Genomic DNA, 17250 nt, shown 5'->3' with positions numbered 1-17250 from the left:
CCCTTCTGATCTGTGACGCTGTCCGCATGACCGAAGATGACTCCGAGGGCACGGGAGTCCCGAAGCGATTCCAGAAGCTGAAGTTCAACCCGCTGCGAGACGTCCTGCCCATCGTCGCTGTCATCGTCGGGGTGTTCATGGCCGTACGTGCCGTCGCGGGGCTCGCAGATGGTCGCGATCCCTTGCTCATCTACGTCGGATCGGGTCTCGCTGTCATCGGGGTCGCCGTGTTCGTCATCAACCGCTGGCAAGGGAAGCGCGGTCTCTAGGTCTCGACGAGCTACCGTCCTTCGGGGGGATCGCCTGCCGACCGAGGGGAGGACCATGCACATCTGCGCGCCGCTACCGCATTCCGTCGGCGACATTAACGCCTACCTCTGCACATGTGTGCATACGTGCACTGACTGCAGTTCGGCGCTATCGGTGTGTTTACGCTTCTAGATCGACCGCAGTAACTGGGCTTGCGTTCTCACGAAGGAGTGAAGATGAAACCGACACTGATCAGGCGCAATGGCTTCTGGCTAGCTTTGTCGCTCGTGCTGATGGCGATGTCGTCGATCGTGTCGTCTGCGGTGCAGACGTCCGGCTACGCCGTGTCCGTCAAGGACATGAACTGGGAGACGGCGTCCGGCCAGTCGATGAGCGCCCTGCTGTACAAGCCGAACGGGGTCTCCGCCGACGACCAGGCGCCGGCCATCGTCGTCTCCCACGGCTGGTGGAACAACAAGGAGATGCAGGACGCCAACTACGTCGAGCTCGCCCGTCGCGGCTACGTCGTGGTGTCGATCGACATGTACGGTCACGGCGACTCCGACTATCTGCCCGCGACGAACCTCGAGCTCGGTGGCACCGGCATGTACGACGCCGTGAAGCTCGTCGCCGACCTGCCCTACGTCGACCCCGACAAGATCGGCGTCTCGGGCCACTCCAACGGTGCGCGCGCGGCCAACTTCTCGGTCGCCCTCGACAACGAAGCCGACGAGCAGCTCATCGACGCCGTCTTCCTCGTCGACAACGACCCCGTCTACGTCGACGCGGACGGCGCGTACACGAACATCTACGGCGACCGCGACACCGGCCTCGTCGCCGACCAGTACGACGAGTTCTTCTTCCGCAGCTACGACGCGGACGGTGTCGCCCTGACGGCGCCTCGCGACTACATCGGCACGCCCAACGCCCAGTCGTTCCTCAACCACGGGGTCGACCCCGCCGACGGCGGCGAAGTTCGGGAGGCGAACACCCTCTACGACGACGACTCCCTCCGCGTGGTCTACACCCCCGCGCAGACCCACCCGTGGGGCACGATCTCGAAGCAGACGGTGTCTGACCAGCTCGAGTTCTGGGAGGCGTCGTTCGGCGCTCCCGAGCCCATCGACTCCGGCTCGCAGATCTGGCAGGTCAAGGAGGCCTTCACGGCTCTCGGCCTGATCGGGTTCATGATCTTCCTGCTCGCGTTCGCGCGCGCACTGCTCAAGACGCGGGCGTTCGCGGAGCTGCGCACCGACGCCGTGCCGGTCGCCGCGAACACCCGCAGGGGCCTCGGATGGTTCTGGGGCGGCATGATCGTCTCCGCCGTCGTCTCGGGCGTCAGCTACGTCGCCCTCAGCCAGGCCCCGTGGATCAACAGCATCGCGTTCAACGCCGCACCCACCCCGTTCACGCAGGGCGCCACGTTCTTCATCGCCTTCTGGGCGGCCGTCAACGGTGTCGCGGCGATCGCGATCATGGTGATCTCGTACCTGCTCTTCGGCCGGAAGAACGGGGTGAAGGTGCGCGAGCTCGGACTGCTCCCCGGCGGGAGGAAACTCCTGAAGAGCGTCGGCCTCGCCGCGGTCACCGTCGCTGCGGCGTTCGGGCTGGTCTTCCTGTCCGACTGGCTGCTGCACACCGACTATCGCTTCTGGGTGGTCGCGGTGAAGGACTTCGAGCCCGACAAGCTGTGGGTAGCTCTGCTCTACCTGCCCTTCTTCCTGGTGTACTTCGTCGCGAACTCGGTGGCGGTCAACGTCTTCAACCGGTTCACGTTCCGGGGTCGGGAGTGGGTCAACACGGCGGTGCTGGCACTCGTGAACGCGTCGGCACCGATCGTGCTGGTCGTTGCTCAGTACACGACGTTCTTCATCACGGGCGAGACGATCCCCGGTTTCGGCGGCATCTTCAGCATCTGGCTGTTCCCGGTCATCGTCATCCTCGCGGCCACGGCCGTGCTGTCGCGCAAGCTCTACCGCGTGACGGGGAACCCGTACGTCGGCGGCTTCATCAGCGCCGCGGTGGTGACGCTCGTGTCGGTGACCAACACCCTCACCGTAACGTACTGACGCGGACGCCGTCGTCACAGCCGGAGCCCCGGGCCGATCGGTCCGGGGCTCCGGCCGTCTCCGCTCTGAAGAAACAGGCCACCGAGCGCCCAGTTCTGACCGGTCGGCTAGGGAGACGGCGAAGATGCCGCCTCAGAAGTCGCCACCTCGCGCACAGCCCGGCGGTAGCGGCCTGCCCATCGCGCGAAGACGACGGCGCCGATGAGGAACCCGAGGATGACGACCACGAGCACCGCCCAGCGCCACGCCGCTGATGCATCGTCCTCGACGAACTCGAACAGCAGGACGCTCGTGCCGAACGCGAAGAGTGCGTAACCCAAGCCCGCGGGGCCCTCCCACCACAGCGCCTTGACGCGCGGAGGAACCTCGTCATGCATGCCCCGACCCTAACGCGGGGCCGAAGCCGTGCCGACGGTGGCGGGGGACGGCAGGTGAGCCGCCGATCGGCCTGGTGCCCGATGGGCGAGGCATCCGCGCTCCACTGCGAGCTGCGTTCTCGGGTGGACAGCGCACCTCTGCCTATCCTTGGCCGATGAGCGAACACGCCGATCTCATCGAGGCCGCCCGAGCTGCCGTCAACCCGCACCGTGTGGGCGATCGTCTCTTCGGTGACGTCGGCGCTGCTCTCGAGACGACCGCCGGCGCGATCCACACGGGTGTCTGCATCGACACCGGTTCCGGGACCGGTTTCTGCGCCGAGCACGCTGCCGTCGCCTCCATGGTCACCAGCGGCGAGTACGAGATCGCACGCATCGTGGCTGTCTGGCTGGACGACGACGACCGCGTGACCGTCCTCCCACCGTGCGGTCGCTGCCGCGAGTTCATCAGACAGATCGACGACTCCAACCTCGGGGCGACCGTCGTGCTCGGCCACGGCCGGGCCGCGCCACTCCGCGATCTGCTGCCGGAGTGGGAATGGCCCCGACCGGAAGAGCCGACCTCGCCCCAGGGCACGATGGGTCGGTGAACCGGACCGATCGTCTCTACGGTCTCGTGGAGGAGCTGCGAGCTGCGTCACCGCGTCCGCGGAGCGCGCGCCGCCTCGCCGAGCGCTTCGAGGTGTCGGCGCGGACCATCGAGCGGGATCTCGCGGCGCTGCAGCAGTTGGGGCTGCCGATCTGGGCGGAGCCCGGCCGGGCCGGCGGGTACGTCATCGACGCGTCGGCGACGCTCGGCCCGGCGGGCTTCACGCTCGACGAGGCCCTCGCGGTGCTGATCGGGCTCGGCGGGCTCCGCCGCAGCCCCTTCCGGCAGCCTGCCCAGACCGCCGCGCGGAAGCTGCTCGCGGTCATGCCGGAGCGCGAGGCCGCCCGGGCCAGCGCCTTCGCCTCCCGCGTGCACTTCCTCGAGAGCGACGAGAGCGACGAGAGCGACGGAGGCGGCGAGAGCGAAGAGAGCACCGCTCCCGTGCCCGCCCCGGTCGACTTCGCCGAGGCCCTGCGGGCGGACCGCGTCGTGCAGCTGCGCTACCAGGACGCCGGCGGCGCGGAGTCCGTGCGGGACGTCGAGCCGCTGGGGTCGATCGAGAACGGAGGCCAGTGGTACCTGATCGCGTGGTGCCGCCTCCGACAGGGCGTCCGGGCGTTCCGCGCCGACCGGATGCTCGCGGTCAGGGTCACCGACGAACGGCCCCCGCGACGCGTGCTCCGCGCCGAGGACCTCGCAATCCCTTACGGGCGACTCCGGTCCGTCGTCGACGACTGATCGGCGGCGACGTCTTCGGCGAACACCGACAGGACGTTGTCGCCACGACCAGCGACGCTGGTGCTCCCCTGTCACGAGCGCCCCTGAAGGAGCCCCATGTCGTTCGCATCCGTCCGCATCGTCACCGACGACCTCGAAGGCCTCGTCGCGTTCTACGAGCAGGTCACCGGCCAGCAGGCCGAGCACCCCGCCCCGGTCTTCGCGCAGTTCAGCGGCCCCGGCGCGACCCTCGCGATCGCCAGCACCGCGACCGTCGCGATGCTCGGCGGCGCCCTCGCCCCCGCGACGAACCGCTCCGTGGTCATCGAGTTCGAGGTCGCCGACGTCGACCACGAGTTCGCCGAGCTCGTGCGCACGCTCGCGCTCCGCGGCGAGGACGTCGTCCTCGAGCCGACCACGATGCCCTGGGGCAACCGCTCCGCACTCGTCCGTGACCCCGACGGCAACGTCGTCAACCTGTTCAGCACGCCGACCACCGACTAGCCGTCAGGGCGTGGCGTCGAGGAGGCGCCCGGTCCAGTCCCGCAGGGCGGTGACGGCCCGCCGCGACAGCGTCGCCCCCGGCACCATGCTCGTCGACCCGTGGAAGGCCCCCGGCCACACGTGCAGCTCCGCCTGCACGCCCGCCGCCCAGAGCGCGCTGGCGTAGGCGACGGTCTCGTCGCGGAACACCTCGGTGCTGCCACAGTCGACGTAGGCCGGCGGCAGGCCGCCCAGGTCGGTCGCCCGGCCGGGGGCCGCGTAGATCGACACGTCGTCGCCGCCGCGACGGTCGCCGAGGTAGGCGTCCCAGCCGAACCGGGTCATCTCGCGGTCGGCGACGCCCACCCCGTCGAACTGCCGCGCGGAGAGCGTCGCGTCACGGTCGTCGAGCATGGGGCTGACGAGCACCTGCCCGATGACGGCCGGCCCCTGCCGGTCCCGGGCGAGGAGCGCCGTGCCCGCCGCGAGCCCGGCGCCGGCGCTCTGGCCGACGAGCACGATCCGCTCGGGGTCGACGCCGAGCTCGTCGGCGTGCTCCGTGACCCAGGTCAGGCCGGCCCAGCAGTCCTCGACCGGGTACGGGTCGGGGTGCTCGGGGGCGAGACGGTAGTCGGGGCTGACCAGGACGACGTCGTGCACGAGCAGCCAGTCGTCGTACGCGTCGAGGTTGCCGAGGTGGTGGCCGAACATCATGCCGCCGCCGTGGATCGCGTAGGCGCAGGCCGCCGTCCCGGTGCGGCCGATGCGCTGGACGACCGCGAGCGTGATCGGGTCGCCGAGGTGCCCGGGGACGGTGATGCTGCGCCTCTCGAGGCCGCGGGCGCGCAGTCCTTCGTCGAGCCGCGCCTCCGTCGTGTCCAGCTGGCGCATCTGCGGCAGCATCGCGGTCTCGAGGCGGAAGCGGCCGCGGGCGTCCATCGCCTCCAGGAAGGGCACGAACTCGGGGTCGAACGGGGGGCGGGGCAGGGCGGTGGTGGTGTCAGGCACGGGAGGGCTCCTGGGTGGTGGGGGCGGTGGGGGTGAGGGGGGTCGAGGGGGCGGGTGCCGTGGTGGCGTCGGGGGCCGGGTCGGCGGCTCGTGCCCGGAGCATCCCGACCACGACGAGCGCGGCGGCGACGGCGGCGAGGCCGAGCCCGGCGACGGTGAGGGCGTCCTCGAAGCCCGCGAGCCGCGGGGCCGTCCACGGCGTGGTCGTGATGCTGCCGGTGACGAAGGCCGCGACGATGGTGCCCGCGGCGGCGACCGCGGCTCCCCCCGCGAGCTCGCTCGACGTGTCGACGAGGGCGGCACCGACCGAGGTGCGGTCGGCCGGGAGGCCCGTCAGCACGGAGGCTCCCGCGACGACGCCGACGACGCGCATGCCGGCGGCCACGAGCACGAGGGCGACGAGCACCCAGACGTACCCGTGGCGGCTCAGGGCGCCGAACACGGCGAGGCCCGACACGACCGCCGCCGCGCTGACCCACGCCGCCCGGCCGAGGCCGACCCGCTGCACGAACGGCCCCACGAGGCGGCCCCCGGCGAGGAGAACGACGACCTGCGGCAGCGTGCCCACGGCTGCGAGGGCCGGCGGCCAGCCCCAGGCGAACTGCAGCTGCAGCGTCACGAGGTACGACAGCCCGGCGACGGCGAGGCCCGACGCGGCCTTGAACGCCAGGCCGCTCGACACCAGGGGGCGGGCGAGCAGGTGCAGGTCGACCACCGGGTGCCGCGCCGTCCGCAGGCGCACGACGAACCCGGCGCCGCAGGCGACGGTCAGGGCGACGGCGGCCCACCCCCACGAGGAGGCGGTGGCCGGCCCGACGAGGACGGTCGGCGTCACGAGCAGCCCCGCCACGGTCGCGGTGCCGAGCAGCGCTCCGCCCACGTCGACGGGGTCGCGTCGCAGCCCCGCCGCGTCGTCGCGGCCGACGCCGACGAGGACGCCGACGAACGCCAGCGCCGCGATCGGCACGTCGGCCAGCAGCAGCACCTGCCACGGGGCGACGGCGAGCACGAACCCGCCGACGGTCGGGCCGACGGCGAGGCCGACGAGCCCCGCGGTCGAGATGACCGTGAGGGCCCGGACGCGCAGGCCCTCGTCGTCGAACAGCCGGAACGCCAGCGCCATCGACCCGGGCGTGGTCATCGCCGCGGCGACGCCCGTCAGCACGCGGACGGCGATGAGCTGCTCGGTCGTCGTGACCGCCACGGTGGCGAGGCTCGCCACGGCCAGCAGCACGAGGCCCGCGAGCATGACGCGGCGGCGACCCACGCGGTCGGCGACGGCGCCGAAGAGCAGCATGAGCCCGCCGAAGGCGACCGCGTAGGCGCCGGACACCCATTGCAGCCCCGTCGTCGACGAGCCCAGCTCGCGACCGATCGTGGGCAGGGCGACGTTCAGCACCGAGGTGTCGAGCATCTCGAACAGGAACACCGCGGAGAGCCCGGCCAGGGCGATCCCCGCGTCGGACAGCCGGGGAGGCGCGTCGCCGGCACGCAGCCGACCGCGGGTGAGAGAGGGGCTGGGTGGCACGGGGCGCACTCCTTCTGGGAAGAAGTGGCGACTCGTTCGATGCCGCGTGCGGGTGCGTCGCAGAGCGCGGCGCCTTTTACCTCAGTGATCGACACCGTACACGGACCGCCGCCCCCGACGGAAGCGCGGGAGCGATGCCGCCGAGGCGGTCCTCCGGTCGGGGACGCGCTACCCGGGGCTCGTGCCGGGGGACCGGCCGGGGGCGAGCGCGCCGGAGACGAGGGCCTGCACCAGCAGCTCGGCGTCGTAGCCCGGGTCGCTCGCAGCGCCGATGCAGAGGTTGCCGACGCCCTTCAGGAGGCTGTACCCGTCCAGGGCCGCCTCCTCGCCCGAGGGGCCGAGATCGGCGCGGGCCGCGGCGAGGAGCGACCCGCAGACCGGCACGAGCCGGCCCACGAAGTACGCGTGGAGTGCGTCCGAGCCGGCGGCGTCACCGTGGAGGGCGGTGGCGAGGCCGTGCTTCGTCACGAGGAAGTCCACGAACAGCGCCACCCACGCGCGGAGGGCTCCTTCCGGGGTCGCGCTCTCGGCGAGGAGTCGCGGCCCGGCCTCGGCGCAGGCCTCGACCTGGTGGCGGTAGACGGCGACGACCAGCTCGGGCCGCGTCGGGAAGTGCCGGTAGACGGTCCCGACCCCCACGCCCGCCCTCGCCGCGATCTCGCGCACGGGGGCGTCGACGCCGGACTCCACGAACACCTCCGCCGCCGCGTCCAGGAGAGCCCGCTGGCTGCGGCGGGGGCGGCCCACCGGCCGTGACGGCGCTGCTGGGGCGTCGCCTCCCTGCGTGTCGGGCATGGCGCCTCCTCGATCGGGTCGAACCGGTGCTTGCTTAACGGAACAACGTTCCGTAACGTTGCGGAGCAGCGCTCCGATAAGCAGTATCGCAGAGCCCGACCCCTCACGGAAGGAACCCTCCATGCCCTCATCACTCGTCACCGCACTGGACGACATCGTCGGCGCCGGCGACCCGGTCGTCTCCGTCGCGCCGGTGACCCTGTCGGCCCCGGGGCGCGCCGTCCCCCTCGAGGTCCGCGTGTCGGCACCCGCCACGGGAGGCGACCTGCCGGTCGTCGTGTTCTCGCACGGCAACGGCTGGAACCTCGACGGGTACGCGCCCCTGACCGCGTTCTGGGCCTCGCGCGGCTTCGTCGTCGTCCAGCCCACGCACCTCGACTCGAGGCGGAACGGGTTCGGGTTCGACCACCCGGTCTTCCCCTCGATCTGGACAGAGCGCATCGCCGACTTGACCCGCGTCCTCGACCAGCTCGACGCCGTCGAGGCGGCCGTCCCCGGTCTCGCCGGCCGCGTCGACCGCGACCGGATCGCCGCGACGGGCCACTCCTGGGGCGGCCAGACGGCGCAGGCGCTCCTCGGCGCGCGCATCGTCGACGAGGAGGGCCGCGTCGGAGACGACATGTCCGACAGCCGCGTCACCGCGGGCGTCCTCCTCGCCGCCACCGGCCTCGGCGGTGACGACCTGCACCCCTTCGCGCAGGCGAACTTCCCCTTCATGCGCCCGTCGTTCGGCGAGCTCGCCACCCCGACGCTCGTCGTCGCCGGCGACCACGACCAGTCGCGGATGTCCAGCCGTGGACCGGACTGGTTCACCGACGCCTACACGCACAGCCCCGGCGCCACCGACCTCCTCGCCCTGCACGGCGCGGAGCACTCCCTGGGCGGGATCGTCGGCTACGAGGTCGCCGAGACGACCGACGAGGACCCGGAGCGGGTCGCCGTCGTCCAGCGCCTGAGCACCGCCTACCTCCGCACGGCCCTCCGCGTCGACGGGGGCGCCTGGCCCGCGGCCCGGGACGCCCTCCGCCGAGCCGCCGACCCGATCGGGCACGTCGACAGCAAGTGACGCCGCCGTTCTCTCGATCGCGGCCCTCGGCGATCTCCGACCCCGTCAGCGCACGGTGAGGGGCGGCAGGCTGCGGTCGGTCTCGGCGACCGCGGTGAGCTTCGCCGTCAGGGGCCGGAACGCTCGCGACGTCATCACTCTGTCCACGACCCTGCGGAGGGCGAGGCCGGCACGGGTCTGGGGGTAGGCGAACGCCGTGAGGCCGCGGGGCAGGTCCTGGACGTCGTCGACGAGCGGGCGCATCCAGGCGTCGTACGCGGCGAGGGCCACGTCGTGGTCGTCGGTGCTCGCGAGCTCGGCGGCGAGGACGCGCCCGGCGAGGAGGGCGAGGGAAGCGCCCCCTCCTCCCATGGGCGTGACGCACCACGCCGCGTCGCCCGCCATCACCACGTGCCCTCGGTGCCAGGTCGTCATGCGGACCTGCTGGAGCTGGTCGACGTAGACGTCGGGCGACGTCGCGAGGGCGTCCAGGATCCGCGGGGCCTCCCACCCGGCGTCGGCGTAGCGAGCCCGGACGAGCTCCAGCGTCTCGTCGCGGGTCGTGCCGAGGACGTCGTCGCCCGGCGAGTAGGCCAGGATCGCCCGGATGGTGCCGTAGGGGTCGGGGCGGAGGTGGATCTGGCGGCCTCGGGCGGCGGTGTGCCACCGCCACCGGTCGTCGTCCCGGTCGAGGCGCGGGATGGTGCCGAACACCATCGTCACGCCGAGGTCCCGCTCCTCGACCTCGCTCTCGTCGAAGACCAGGGCCCTCGTCCTCGACCGGACCCCTTCCGCCACCACCAGCAGGTCGGCGTCGAGGCGCCGGCCGCCCGCGGTGGTGATCGTGACGCCGTCGACCTCGTCGTCGACGCGGGCGATCGTGTCGCCGTAGACGAACTCGACGCCGTCGGGGAGGTCGTCGAGGAGCGTGCGCGCGAGGTCGCCGCGGAGGATCTCGAGCTCGGCGGTCGCCCCGCCGCTCCCGTCGGAGGGCAGCTCGGCGGTGACGACGCCGCGGGCGTCGACGAGGACGGTGCCGGTCTCCGTGGTGTTCCGTGCCGCCACGGCGTCGAACAGGTGCATCTCCCGGAGGACGTCACGGGCCGCTCCTCGGACGTCGACGTTCTGGCCGCCGTCGCGGAAGGCCGGGGCCCGCTCGATCACGGTGACGTCCCACCCCGTCCGTCGCAGCCACCACGCCGTGGACAAGCCTGCGATGCTGGCTCCTGAGATGACGGCAGTGCGGTTCTTCATGGTTCTCCTCGGTCCGGATGAGCTTTACAGTAAAGCTACTGCACAGTGAAGGAGAATGATGACCGACGTGTTCGAGGGCGCCTGGCGGGCTCCCGAGATCGAGGTGATGGAGGCGCTGCGCGGCTGGGCCGTGGCCTTCGCCGAGCTGAACCAGCACATGGCGACGTGGATGGACCTGCCGACGACGGATGCGCAGGCGCTCGGGCAGGTGCTGTGGGCCGCGTCCGACGGTGACCCGCTGTCGCCGGCCCGCCTCGGTCAGCGGATCGGGATGACGTCGGGGTCGGTGACCGTGCTCGTCAACAGGCTCGAGGCCGCTGGCCTGATCGAGCGCAGCCGCGAGCACGCCGACCGTCGGCGCGTCACGCTCCGCCCGACGCCCGCGGCGCAGGAGCGGGCGCGGGCCTTCACGGAGGCGTCGGTCACGGAGATCGCCGGAGCCCTCCACGAGACGGACCTCCCGGACCTCGCCGCGTCGACCGTCTTCCTCGAGCGGATGGTCGAGGCCGCGACCGCCGCCACCGACAGGCTCCGGACAGGACCACCCCCTCACCGCCCCTGACCGGTCGGGGCGAGTGCGCGGCCACGCCGCGACAGGGAGAGACTCGAGGCCATGACCACCACCGTCCTCCTCGCCGGCGCCACCGGCGACCTCGGCCAGCGCATCCTCCGTGAACTCCTGACGCACGACGCCCGCGTGCGGGTGCTGACCCGCCCGGGCAGCCGGAGCGCCGCGGCCCTCGACGCCGACGACCGGGTCGACGTCGTCGTCGCGGCGTACGGCGACCACGACGCCCTCACCGAGGCGGTCCGCGGCGTCGACGTCGTCGTCTCGGCGGTGAGCGGCACCCGGTCGGTGATCGTCGACGCGCAGCGTGCCCTGCTCGCCGCGACCGTGGCGGCGGGCGTGCCGCGTTTCGTGCCCTCGGACTGGTCGGCCGACTACCGCTCGATCGACGTGGGCAGCAACCGCAACTTCGAGCTCCGCCGCGAGTTCGCCGCCGACGTCGACGCGGCGCCCGTGCGGGCGACGTCGGTGCTGAACGGCATGTTCGCCGAGCTGCTCACCGGTGACGCGCCGCTCATCCTGTTCGGGCGCCACAAGGTCCTCTACTGGTCGAGCCCCGACCAGGTGCTCGACTTCACCACCAAGGACGACGTCGCCCGCGTCGCCGCCCTCGTGGCGCTCGACCCCGACGCCCCGCGGGTGGTCGAGGTCGCGGGGTCGCGCATGACGGCCCGCGAGATCGCGAGCACGATGACCGAGCTGACCGGCGAGCCCTTCGGCCTGCAGTGGGCCGGCACGACGGCGACCCTGTCGGCGATGAGCAAGGTCGGCCGGCGCCTCTCGAAGGACCCCGACGAGGCCTTCCCCGCGTGGCAGGGCATGCAGTACTTCGTCAACATGTTCAGCGGCCAGGCGCAGCTGCGGCACGTCGACAACGACCGCTTCGGGGCCCACGAGTGGACCACCGTGCGCGACGTGCTCGCCGCTCACCTCGGGCGGGCGGCCCGCACGGCGGGCTAGCGGGCGGCCTCGGTCGGTCGCGCACCGAGCCGCGACGTCGCGCCGTCGCGCCGTGCGCCGCGCCCGCCCGGCCTACGACGCCGCCCGGTCGCTCGCGAGCATCGCGAAGACCAGGGTGTCGGTCCACTCGCCCTTGCTCCAGAAGTCACGGCGGAAGTGCGCCTCCTGGCGCATGCCGAGCCGCTGCGCGAGACGCGCCGACGCGTCGTTCCGGGCATCCATCTGCGCGACGGCCCGGTGGGCGTCGTGCCGCTCGAACGCGTGCTGCAGGGCGGCGGTGACGGCCTCCGTCGCGTAGCCGAGCCCACCGTGGTCGGGGTCGAAGGTCCAGCCCAGCTCGACGGTGCGTCGCTCCTGGTCGGTCCGCCAGACCGACACCGACCCGATCACGGTCCCCTCCCGCTCGACGACCAGCGCGAGGGCGCCGTCCGGCTCGTCGAGGCCCGTGCGCCCGAGGCGACGCTCGAGGTGCGCGGCGCCCGACTCGGGCGTCCACGGCTCCTCGAGGAGGAAGCGCGCGACGTCCGGCCGCGAGTAGACGGCCACGAGGCGCTCCAGGTCGCCCTCCCGGTGCAGGCGGAGGGACAGCCGGGCCGTGGTCAGCAGCGCATCAGGGGTCACGCCGACGATCATCGCGCACCGCCGCCCGCCACGGCGGCGTAGCGTCGCGCTGGTCGGCCTGACGGCCGGTGGCGACACCGTCGCCCGTCGAGGGAGCACAGCATGAAGGTCGTCATCACCGGGTCACGCGGCAAGGTCGGCCGCGCCGCCGTGCGTCGCTTCGTCGACGCGGGGCACGACGTGCTCGGCGTCGACCTCGTCCGGCCCGTCTTCGACGCCGGCTCCGTCGCGCCCGGCCGGTACATGATGGCCGACCTCACCGACGCGGGCTCCGCGTACGCCGCGGTGGCCGGGGCCGACGCCGTGGTGCACGTCGCGGCCATCCCGCAGCCGACCGCGAACCCCGCGCACGTCGTCTTCCAGACGAACCTGATGTCGACGTTCAACCTGGTGGAGGCGGCGGTCCGGTTCGGCGTGCCCCGCTTCGTCAACGTGTCGAGCGAGAGCATCGTCGGCAACTTCTTCCCCGAACGGCCCTTCCTGCCCGACTACGTCCCCGTCGACGAGGAGCACCCGCTGCACCCGCAGGACCCGTACGCCCTCTCGAAGGCCTTCGGCGAGCAGCTGATGGACGCGGCCGTCCGCCGCTCCGACCTGCGGGCGATCTCGATCCGGCCGAGCACGGTGCACGACGAGAGCAACTACGAGGAGAACCTCGGGCCGCAGGTGCGCGAGGCGTCGCCGACGAGCGCGAACTTCGGCAGCTACATCGACTCCGACGACCTCGCCGACGCGCTCCTGCTCGCCGCCGAGAGCGACCTGCCGGGCCACGAGGTGTTCTACATCGCCGCAGCCGACAACGCCGGCGGCCACGACTTCGCGGCGACGCTGCGCGAGCACCACGGCGACCAGGTCGAGCTGCGGGCGATCGACCGCGTCGACGCCTCCGGCATCTCGACCGAGAAGGCCCGGCGCCTGCTGGGCTGGACGGCCACGCGCTCGTGGCGCGACCACCTCGACGCCGAGGGGCACCGGCTGCGCTGAGCCGCGACTCCCGGGCTCTCCGCGCCGGTCGGCGGGTCAGCCTGGCGGCGGGTCAGCCCGGCGGTGCGTCAGCCCGGCGGTGCGTCAGCGGGGCACGGGTCAGTCGCGCTCGGCGAGCAGCGGCGCCATGTCGACCTTCTCGGTCGCGGGCAGCGGGAGGCGCGTCTCAGGACGGATCGGAGCGGTCAGGGCGACGTTCGGGTCGTGCAGGGCCATGCGGGTGCCTCTCGGGTGGCGGTCGTGCGGTGCGGGTGACGTCGACGGTAGACGCGTCGCGTCACGTCGTGCCCGGGGTTGCCCCGAGGTGGGGGACCGGCTAATCGACGTCCCCGGGGTGCGGGGCCGGTGCGGACGACGGGGCCCGCGCCTCCTGCGCCTCTCGCGCTTCTCGCGCTCTCGCCTTGATGGCCTCGACGACGGCGGTCTTGGCGTCGGCGTAGTCGTTCATGTCGCTCCAGTCGCGGTCGAGCAGCTCGCGCTTCGTGCTCTCGTAGAGGGCCCGGTCGGCGTCGTCGGAGCGGAGCCGGTCACGCAGCAGCAGGTAGTCGTCGACCGCGGGGTGGCCGCGCTCGTAGAGGTGCACGTGCACGTCGCGCTCGGGGGTGCGCACCAGCCGGTGCCCGGGCTCGCGGACGCGGAGCTCGTAGCCGGCGGCGATCAGGCGCTCGACGTGGTCCTCCTCGGCGGTGATGTCGTCGACCGCGACGACGACGTCGACGATCGGCTTCGCCGCGAGCCCGGGCACCGAGGTCGAGCCGATGTGCTCGACCTCGACGGACGGGGCGGTGCCGCGGTTCTCGCCGTCGCCGTCGCCGTCGCCGCCGCCGTCGGAGCCGGCAGCCGGGGAGGCGCGGACCGCGTCGAGGATGCGCGCCCGGTGCTCGAGGTAGGTCGCCGCCCAGGCCTCGTCGGGCTCGTGCAGCGTGACGGTGACGCGCTCGGGGCCGCCGACCAGCTCGAGGGCGGTCACGTCGGGGCGGCGGGGGGTGCGGGGGCGAGGGGTGGGGGCGTCGGGCACGGCGCGAGCCTACCGAGGGGCGGCGGGCCGGACGTCGACCGGCCGGGAAGTGCACGCCGTCATCGCTGATCCACTCCGGAGTGGATCAGCGATCCTGGACCGCGCCTCCCGCGCCCCCCGCGCTGCACCCGCCGAGCCTCCGGTGGTGCGCTCTCCGCGCCTCCGTGCCTCCCGCGCTCGCCGGCTGCGGGGCGTCGACGGCCCGCGCGGCGGCTCAGGCGCCGAGCGCCCGGATGAAGTGCCCGCCCTCGCGGGCCCGCCCCGACGCCGCGACCGTGAAGCGCACGATGTCGCTGCGGTAGCGGTCGTCGGAGGCCTCGAAGGTGCGCCCGTCGGCCCCGCGCGTCACGCGGTGCAGGCGCAGGATCGGGGTGCCGGGCTCGACGTCGAGCAGCTCGGCGTCGAGGTCGTCGGCGGCGACGGCGTCGATCTCGTGGTCGACGTCGGCGTAGCCGAAGCCGCGCGAGTCGAGGTACTCCGTGATGGACACGGTGTCGAGGTCGACGTCGAAGAGCACGCGGCCGACCTCCTCGATGAAGGTGAGCCGCTCGAGCATCGTCGGGCGCCCGTCGACCAGGCGCAGCCGCACGACGTCGACCACGAGGTCGCCGGGCTCGATGCCGAGCGACCGCGCCTTCTCCTCGCCGGCCCGTCGCAGCGAGACCTCCTGCGTGCGGGCACCGGGCTCGCCGCCGACGTCGTGCACCCACTTCGTGAACGGGATCGACACGTCGACCGGGTGGTGCGCCTTGCGCGCCACCACGCGGGCGGGCCGGCCGCGCCGCGTCTCGACGAGGCCCTCCGACCGGAGGGCGGCGAGGGCGTTGCGGATGGGGCCCCGCGAAGTGCGCCACTGCTCGGCGAGCTCGCCCTCGCTCGGCACGTCGTCGCCCACCGAGAGCTCGCCGCCGAGGATCCGCCGGCGCAGGTCGTCGGCGATCTGCTCGTAGAGGGAGGTGGGCACGGCGCGATCCTACCCAGCGGGCGTGTCGCGCTCGGGGCCGCGCGGCGCGAACGGGCCGTCGAGGGCCGCCCACTGCAGCAGCATGATCGTCTTGCCGTCGACGACGCGACCGTCACGGATCATCTGGCGCGCCTCCTCGTGGTCGACCTCGAGCACCTCGATGTCCTCGCCCTCCTCCTCGAGGCCGCCGCCCGGGCCGACGCGGTCGTCGACCGTGTACGGCGCGGCGAAGAAGTGCACCCGCTCGGTCACCGAGCCGGGGCTCATGTAGACGGCGAAGACGGGGGTGACCTCGCCGACGCGGACGCCGAGCTCCTCCTCGGCCTCGCGACGGATCGCCGCCGTCGCGTCGCCCGCGTCGTCGGGGTCGAGCAGGCCGCCGCCCGTCTCGACGAGCATGCCGTCGGGGTGCCCGTTGACGTAGGCGGGGAAGCGGAACTGCCGCGTCAGCAGCACCGTGCCGCGCTCGGCGTCGTAGAGCAGGATCGTCGCGCCGTCGCCGCGGTCGTACGTCTCGCGCTGCTGGGTCGTCCAGCGCCCGTCGCGGCCTCGCAGGTCGAAGGTCGTGCGGCGCAGCACGTGCCAGCCGGTGCTCGTCAGCTCGACGTCGCGGACGACGACGTCCGGGTTCCGCGCCAGGTCGCGGCCCACCTGGTCGAGCCCGGTGCGGCCGCGGTGGTCGGGGACGTCGACGCCGGGCTGCGAGGGGCGGTCGGGGTCGGCGGGGCGCGCGGGGTCGGCGGGGCGCTCGGGTCGGGCGGGAGTCGCGGGCGAGGAGGTCATGCCTCGACGCTAGGGGAGGTGATCGTGGCACCCGAGCGGCGGGCCGCTCTCCGTCAGGTCACGTCGGCACCTCGGAGTGCCACCCACGTGCCGCGGTGGCGTCGCTTCCGCAGGGCGTAGAGGTCGCGGAGGAGCTCCAGCCGGCGTCTACGGATGCGTCGCAGATCCGCAGACGCCACGGCCGCCGTGAGTGACCACCGGCCACCACCGGCCCTGCTCAGCACGGTGAACAGCGGGAGCACCTGCGACACCAACACCGCGGGCACGAGCGCGTTCCCGAGAGGCGCCGTGCTGAAGATCAGCCCGAGCAGGACTGCGGTCATCACGACTCCGCCGGCGACGGCGCCGGTCGTGGCGGTGCCGACCCAGGCGTGCCGGACCATGTCGATTCGGGCTGCCTTGACGACGCAGGTGAACCAGGCCGAGATGACGCCGAGCGTGGTGAGCAAGACGAACAAACCGCCCATCACGGCGACTTCGTCCGGTGCGATCTCCCTGGGAGCGCGTAAGAGGGCGATGGCGAGGGCGATAGCGCTCGTGGCGACACCGGTGAGCACGGTGACGCGGACCGCGTCGATGACGGGTCGTGAGGAAGGGCGTGTCGACTCTGCGTATCGGAGCAGCGTCCTCCCCGTGGACTGCAACTGCAGCCCTGCCAGTCGGCGGAGACGTCGGCGAGACCCGAACGTGACGAGTCCGAGCCAGAGTGCCACGACGGTGCTCACGGCACCCAAGGCGACGATGCTCCACATTCCGTAGTCGCGTGGCCGAGGGGCGAGGGTGCCGACGGCGGCCAGTACGACGACGGCCGCCGAGGTGCCAGCCAGTCCATAAGCGAAGAGCCCGACGGAACCACTGTCGCGTCGCTGGTCGAGAGGATCCGTGGGGAGGACCTGTGCGATGAAGAGGGCGCCGAGAAGCCCCAGGACGACCGTGAGGATGGTCAGCGCGTCAGAACCGACCTGCCTAGCTAGAGGACCGAGGACTGCCCACAGGTCGTCCCCACCGATCTCGCTGACGAGAGCAGCCCAGACGAACGTGAGGTAGAGCTCGCCGAGCGCGACGACGCTCATCATCCCTGGGCCCGTCCAGATCGTGGCCGCCCGCCGACGGGCAGGACGCTCTCGGCGCCAGGGGCGTGTGCCTGTGACTGTGCTCATGATCCGAGCGTGCAGGCGACCACCGACACGGGCGGGGGAGGAGGTGCCTGGACCGACTGTGCTCTCTCGGGGCCAGGA

The 17250-nt window shown here is 72.7% G+C and carries 19 protein-coding genes; 9 read left to right on the top strand and 10 right to left on the bottom strand.

Annotated features, from left to right (window positions below):
• The first annotated feature begins 26 nt into the window (after nucleotides 1–26).
• Nucleotides 27–269 (top strand): hypothetical protein, encoded by a 243-nt coding sequence (locus FHR77_RS12545; protein ID WP_167260675.1) that lies wholly within the window; start codon nucleotides 27–29, stop codon nucleotides 267–269.
• A 216-nt stretch (nucleotides 270–485) separates the two neighbouring features.
• On the top strand, nucleotides 486–2318 hold the full coding sequence (locus FHR77_RS12540) for an alpha/beta hydrolase family protein (protein WP_208380821.1): 1833 nt from the start codon (nucleotides 486–488) through the stop codon (nucleotides 2316–2318).
• A gap of 107 nt (nucleotides 2319–2425) precedes the next feature.
• On the opposite strand, the gene FHR77_RS12535 is transcribed toward FHR77_RS12540, so the two are convergent.
• On the bottom strand, nucleotides 2426–2695 hold the full coding sequence (locus FHR77_RS12535) for a hypothetical protein (protein WP_167260673.1): 270 nt from the start codon (nucleotides 2693–2695) through the stop codon (nucleotides 2426–2428).
• A gap of 155 nt (nucleotides 2696–2850) precedes the next feature.
• On the opposite strand from FHR77_RS12535, the gene FHR77_RS12530 reads away from it, so the two are divergent.
• The 3 genes from FHR77_RS12530 to FHR77_RS12520 all read left to right on the top strand — a co-directional run bounded on the left by FHR77_RS12530 (nucleotide 2851) and on the right by FHR77_RS12520 (nucleotide 4505).
• The gene (locus tag FHR77_RS12530) at nucleotides 2851–3285 is read left to right on the top strand and encodes a cytidine deaminase family protein (RefSeq protein ID WP_167260671.1); all 435 of its coding nucleotides are present in this window, start codon (nucleotides 2851–2853) and stop codon (nucleotides 3283–3285) included.
• Nucleotides 3282–4022: a WYL domain-containing protein gene (locus tag FHR77_RS12525; RefSeq protein ID WP_167260669.1), complete on the top strand. Its 741-nt coding sequence runs from the start codon at nucleotides 3282–3284 to the stop codon at nucleotides 4020–4022. Before FHR77_RS12530 ends, FHR77_RS12525 begins: the two co-directional genes overlap by 4 nt.
• Nucleotides 4023–4118: 96 nt before the next feature.
• Complete coding sequence (locus tag FHR77_RS12520) at nucleotides 4119–4505, top strand: VOC family protein (protein ID WP_167260667.1); 387 nt, start codon at nucleotides 4119–4121, stop codon at nucleotides 4503–4505.
• Nucleotides 4506–4508: 3 nt separating this feature from the next.
• On the opposite strand, the gene FHR77_RS12515 is transcribed toward FHR77_RS12520, so the two are convergent.
• From FHR77_RS12515 to FHR77_RS12505, 3 genes are all read right to left on the bottom strand, one after another.
• Nucleotides 4509–5492 (bottom strand): alpha/beta hydrolase fold domain-containing protein, encoded by a 984-nt coding sequence (locus FHR77_RS12515; RefSeq protein WP_167260665.1) that lies wholly within the window; start codon nucleotides 5490–5492, stop codon nucleotides 4509–4511.
• Nucleotides 5485–7020: an MFS transporter gene (locus FHR77_RS12510; protein WP_341777356.1), complete on the bottom strand. Its 1536-nt coding sequence runs from the start codon at nucleotides 7018–7020 to the stop codon at nucleotides 5485–5487. Before FHR77_RS12510 ends, FHR77_RS12515 begins: the two co-directional genes overlap by 8 nt.
• Before the next feature lie 168 nt (nucleotides 7021–7188).
• Nucleotides 7189–7815, bottom strand: coding sequence for a TetR/AcrR family transcriptional regulator (locus FHR77_RS12505; RefSeq protein ID WP_167260663.1), 627 nt, complete (start codon nucleotides 7813–7815; stop codon nucleotides 7189–7191).
• 121 nt (nucleotides 7816–7936) lie between these two features.
• On the opposite strand from FHR77_RS12505, the gene FHR77_RS12500 reads away from it, so the two are divergent.
• Nucleotides 7937–8881: an alpha/beta hydrolase family protein gene (locus tag FHR77_RS12500; protein WP_167260661.1), complete on the top strand. Its 945-nt coding sequence runs from the start codon at nucleotides 7937–7939 to the stop codon at nucleotides 8879–8881.
• Between the two features lie 45 nt (nucleotides 8882–8926).
• On the opposite strand, the gene FHR77_RS12495 is transcribed toward FHR77_RS12500, so the two are convergent.
• On the bottom strand, nucleotides 8927–10114 hold the full coding sequence (locus tag FHR77_RS12495; RefSeq protein WP_167260659.1) for an FAD-dependent monooxygenase: 1188 nt from the start codon (nucleotides 10112–10114) through the stop codon (nucleotides 8927–8929).
• Between the two features lie 58 nt (nucleotides 10115–10172).
• Here FHR77_RS12495 and FHR77_RS12490 point away from each other — a divergent pair, with 58 nt between their 5' ends.
• Both FHR77_RS12490 and FHR77_RS12485 read left to right on the top strand, forming a co-directional pair.
• Nucleotides 10173–10676: a MarR family winged helix-turn-helix transcriptional regulator gene (locus FHR77_RS12490; RefSeq protein WP_167260657.1), complete on the top strand. Its 504-nt coding sequence runs from the start codon at nucleotides 10173–10175 to the stop codon at nucleotides 10674–10676.
• 51 nt (nucleotides 10677–10727) lie between these two features.
• A complete protein-coding gene (locus FHR77_RS12485; RefSeq protein WP_167260655.1) occupies nucleotides 10728–11642 on the top strand; it encodes an NmrA family NAD(P)-binding protein in 915 nt (304 codons plus the stop codon).
• Between the two features lie 72 nt (nucleotides 11643–11714).
• Here FHR77_RS12485 and FHR77_RS12480 read toward each other — a convergent pair whose 3' ends face one another.
• Nucleotides 11715–12263: a GNAT family N-acetyltransferase gene (locus FHR77_RS12480; RefSeq protein WP_341777354.1), complete on the bottom strand. Its 549-nt coding sequence runs from the start codon at nucleotides 12261–12263 to the stop codon at nucleotides 11715–11717.
• 102 nt (nucleotides 12264–12365) lie between these two features.
• On the opposite strand from FHR77_RS12480, the gene FHR77_RS12475 reads away from it, so the two are divergent.
• The gene (locus tag FHR77_RS12475) at nucleotides 12366–13247 is read left to right on the top strand and encodes an NAD-dependent epimerase/dehydratase family protein (RefSeq protein ID WP_167260651.1); all 882 of its coding nucleotides are present in this window, start codon (nucleotides 12366–12368) and stop codon (nucleotides 13245–13247) included.
• A 316-nt stretch (nucleotides 13248–13563) separates the two neighbouring features.
• Here the strand turns inward: FHR77_RS12475 and FHR77_RS12470 are convergent, their stop codons facing one another.
• The 4 genes from FHR77_RS12470 to FHR77_RS12455 form a co-directional block, all read right to left on the bottom strand.
• A complete protein-coding gene (locus FHR77_RS12470) occupies nucleotides 13564–14265 on the bottom strand; it encodes a GrpB family protein (protein WP_167260649.1) in 702 nt (233 codons plus the stop codon).
• Between the two features lie 214 nt (nucleotides 14266–14479).
• Nucleotides 14480–15229 (bottom strand): GntR family transcriptional regulator, encoded by a 750-nt coding sequence (locus tag FHR77_RS12465; RefSeq protein ID WP_167260647.1) that lies wholly within the window; start codon nucleotides 15227–15229, stop codon nucleotides 14480–14482.
• 9 nt (nucleotides 15230–15238) lie between these two features.
• Complete coding sequence (locus FHR77_RS12460) at nucleotides 15239–16012, bottom strand: NUDIX domain-containing protein (protein ID WP_167260645.1); 774 nt, start codon at nucleotides 16010–16012, stop codon at nucleotides 15239–15241.
• Between the two features lie 53 nt (nucleotides 16013–16065).
• Nucleotides 16066–17088, bottom strand: coding sequence for a hypothetical protein (locus tag FHR77_RS12455; RefSeq protein ID WP_167260643.1), 1023 nt, complete (start codon nucleotides 17086–17088; stop codon nucleotides 16066–16068).
• Between the last annotated feature and the right edge of the window lie 162 nt (nucleotides 17089–17250).

The organism is Frigoribacterium endophyticum (assembly GCF_011759585.1).
GTDB lineage: Bacteria > Actinomycetota > Actinomycetes > Actinomycetales > Microbacteriaceae > Frigoribacterium > Frigoribacterium endophyticum.
The sequence above is the reverse complement of the archived record's forward strand: the minus strand, read 5'-3'. Positions and strand labels throughout refer to the sequence as shown.

Bases quoted from the DNA above. Each gene is read 5' to 3' on its own strand.
- FHR77_RS12500 (WP_167260661.1), top strand. From the start codon at position 7,937: ATGCCCTCATCACTCGTCACCGCACTGGACGACATCGTCGGCGCCGGC.
- FHR77_RS12520 (WP_167260667.1), top strand. From the start codon at position 4,119: ATGTCGTTCGCATCCGTCCGCATCGTCACCGACGACCTCGAAGGCCTC.
- FHR77_RS12535 (WP_167260673.1), bottom strand. From the start codon at position 2,695: ATGCATGACGAGGTTCCTCCGCGCGTCAAGGCGCTGTGGTGGGAGGGC.
- FHR77_RS12505 (WP_167260663.1), bottom strand. From the start codon at position 7,815: ATGCCCGACACGCAGGGAGGCGACGCCCCAGCAGCGCCGTCACGGCCG.
- FHR77_RS12485 (WP_167260655.1), top strand. From the start codon at position 10,728: ATGACCACCACCGTCCTCCTCGCCGGCGCCACCGGCGACCTCGGCCAG.
- FHR77_RS12530 (WP_167260671.1), top strand. From the start codon at position 2,851: ATGAGCGAACACGCCGATCTCATCGAGGCCGCCCGAGCTGCCGTCAAC.
- FHR77_RS12495 (WP_167260659.1), bottom strand. From the start codon at position 10,114: ATGAAGAACCGCACTGCCGTCATCTCAGGAGCCAGCATCGCAGGCTTG.
- FHR77_RS12540 (WP_208380821.1), top strand. From the start codon at position 486: ATGAAACCGACACTGATCAGGCGCAATGGCTTCTGGCTAGCTTTGTCG.
- FHR77_RS12490 (WP_167260657.1), top strand. From the start codon at position 10,173: ATGACCGACGTGTTCGAGGGCGCCTGGCGGGCTCCCGAGATCGAGGTG.
- FHR77_RS12545 (WP_167260675.1), top strand. From the start codon at position 27: ATGACCGAAGATGACTCCGAGGGCACGGGAGTCCCGAAGCGATTCCAG.
- FHR77_RS12475 (WP_167260651.1), top strand. From the start codon at position 12,366: ATGAAGGTCGTCATCACCGGGTCACGCGGCAAGGTCGGCCGCGCCGCC.
- FHR77_RS12460 (WP_167260645.1), bottom strand. From the start codon at position 16,012: ATGACCTCCTCGCCCGCGACTCCCGCCCGACCCGAGCGCCCCGCCGAC.
- FHR77_RS12455 (WP_167260643.1), bottom strand. From the start codon at position 17,088: ATGATGAGCGTCGTCGCGCTCGGCGAGCTCTACCTCACGTTCGTCTGG.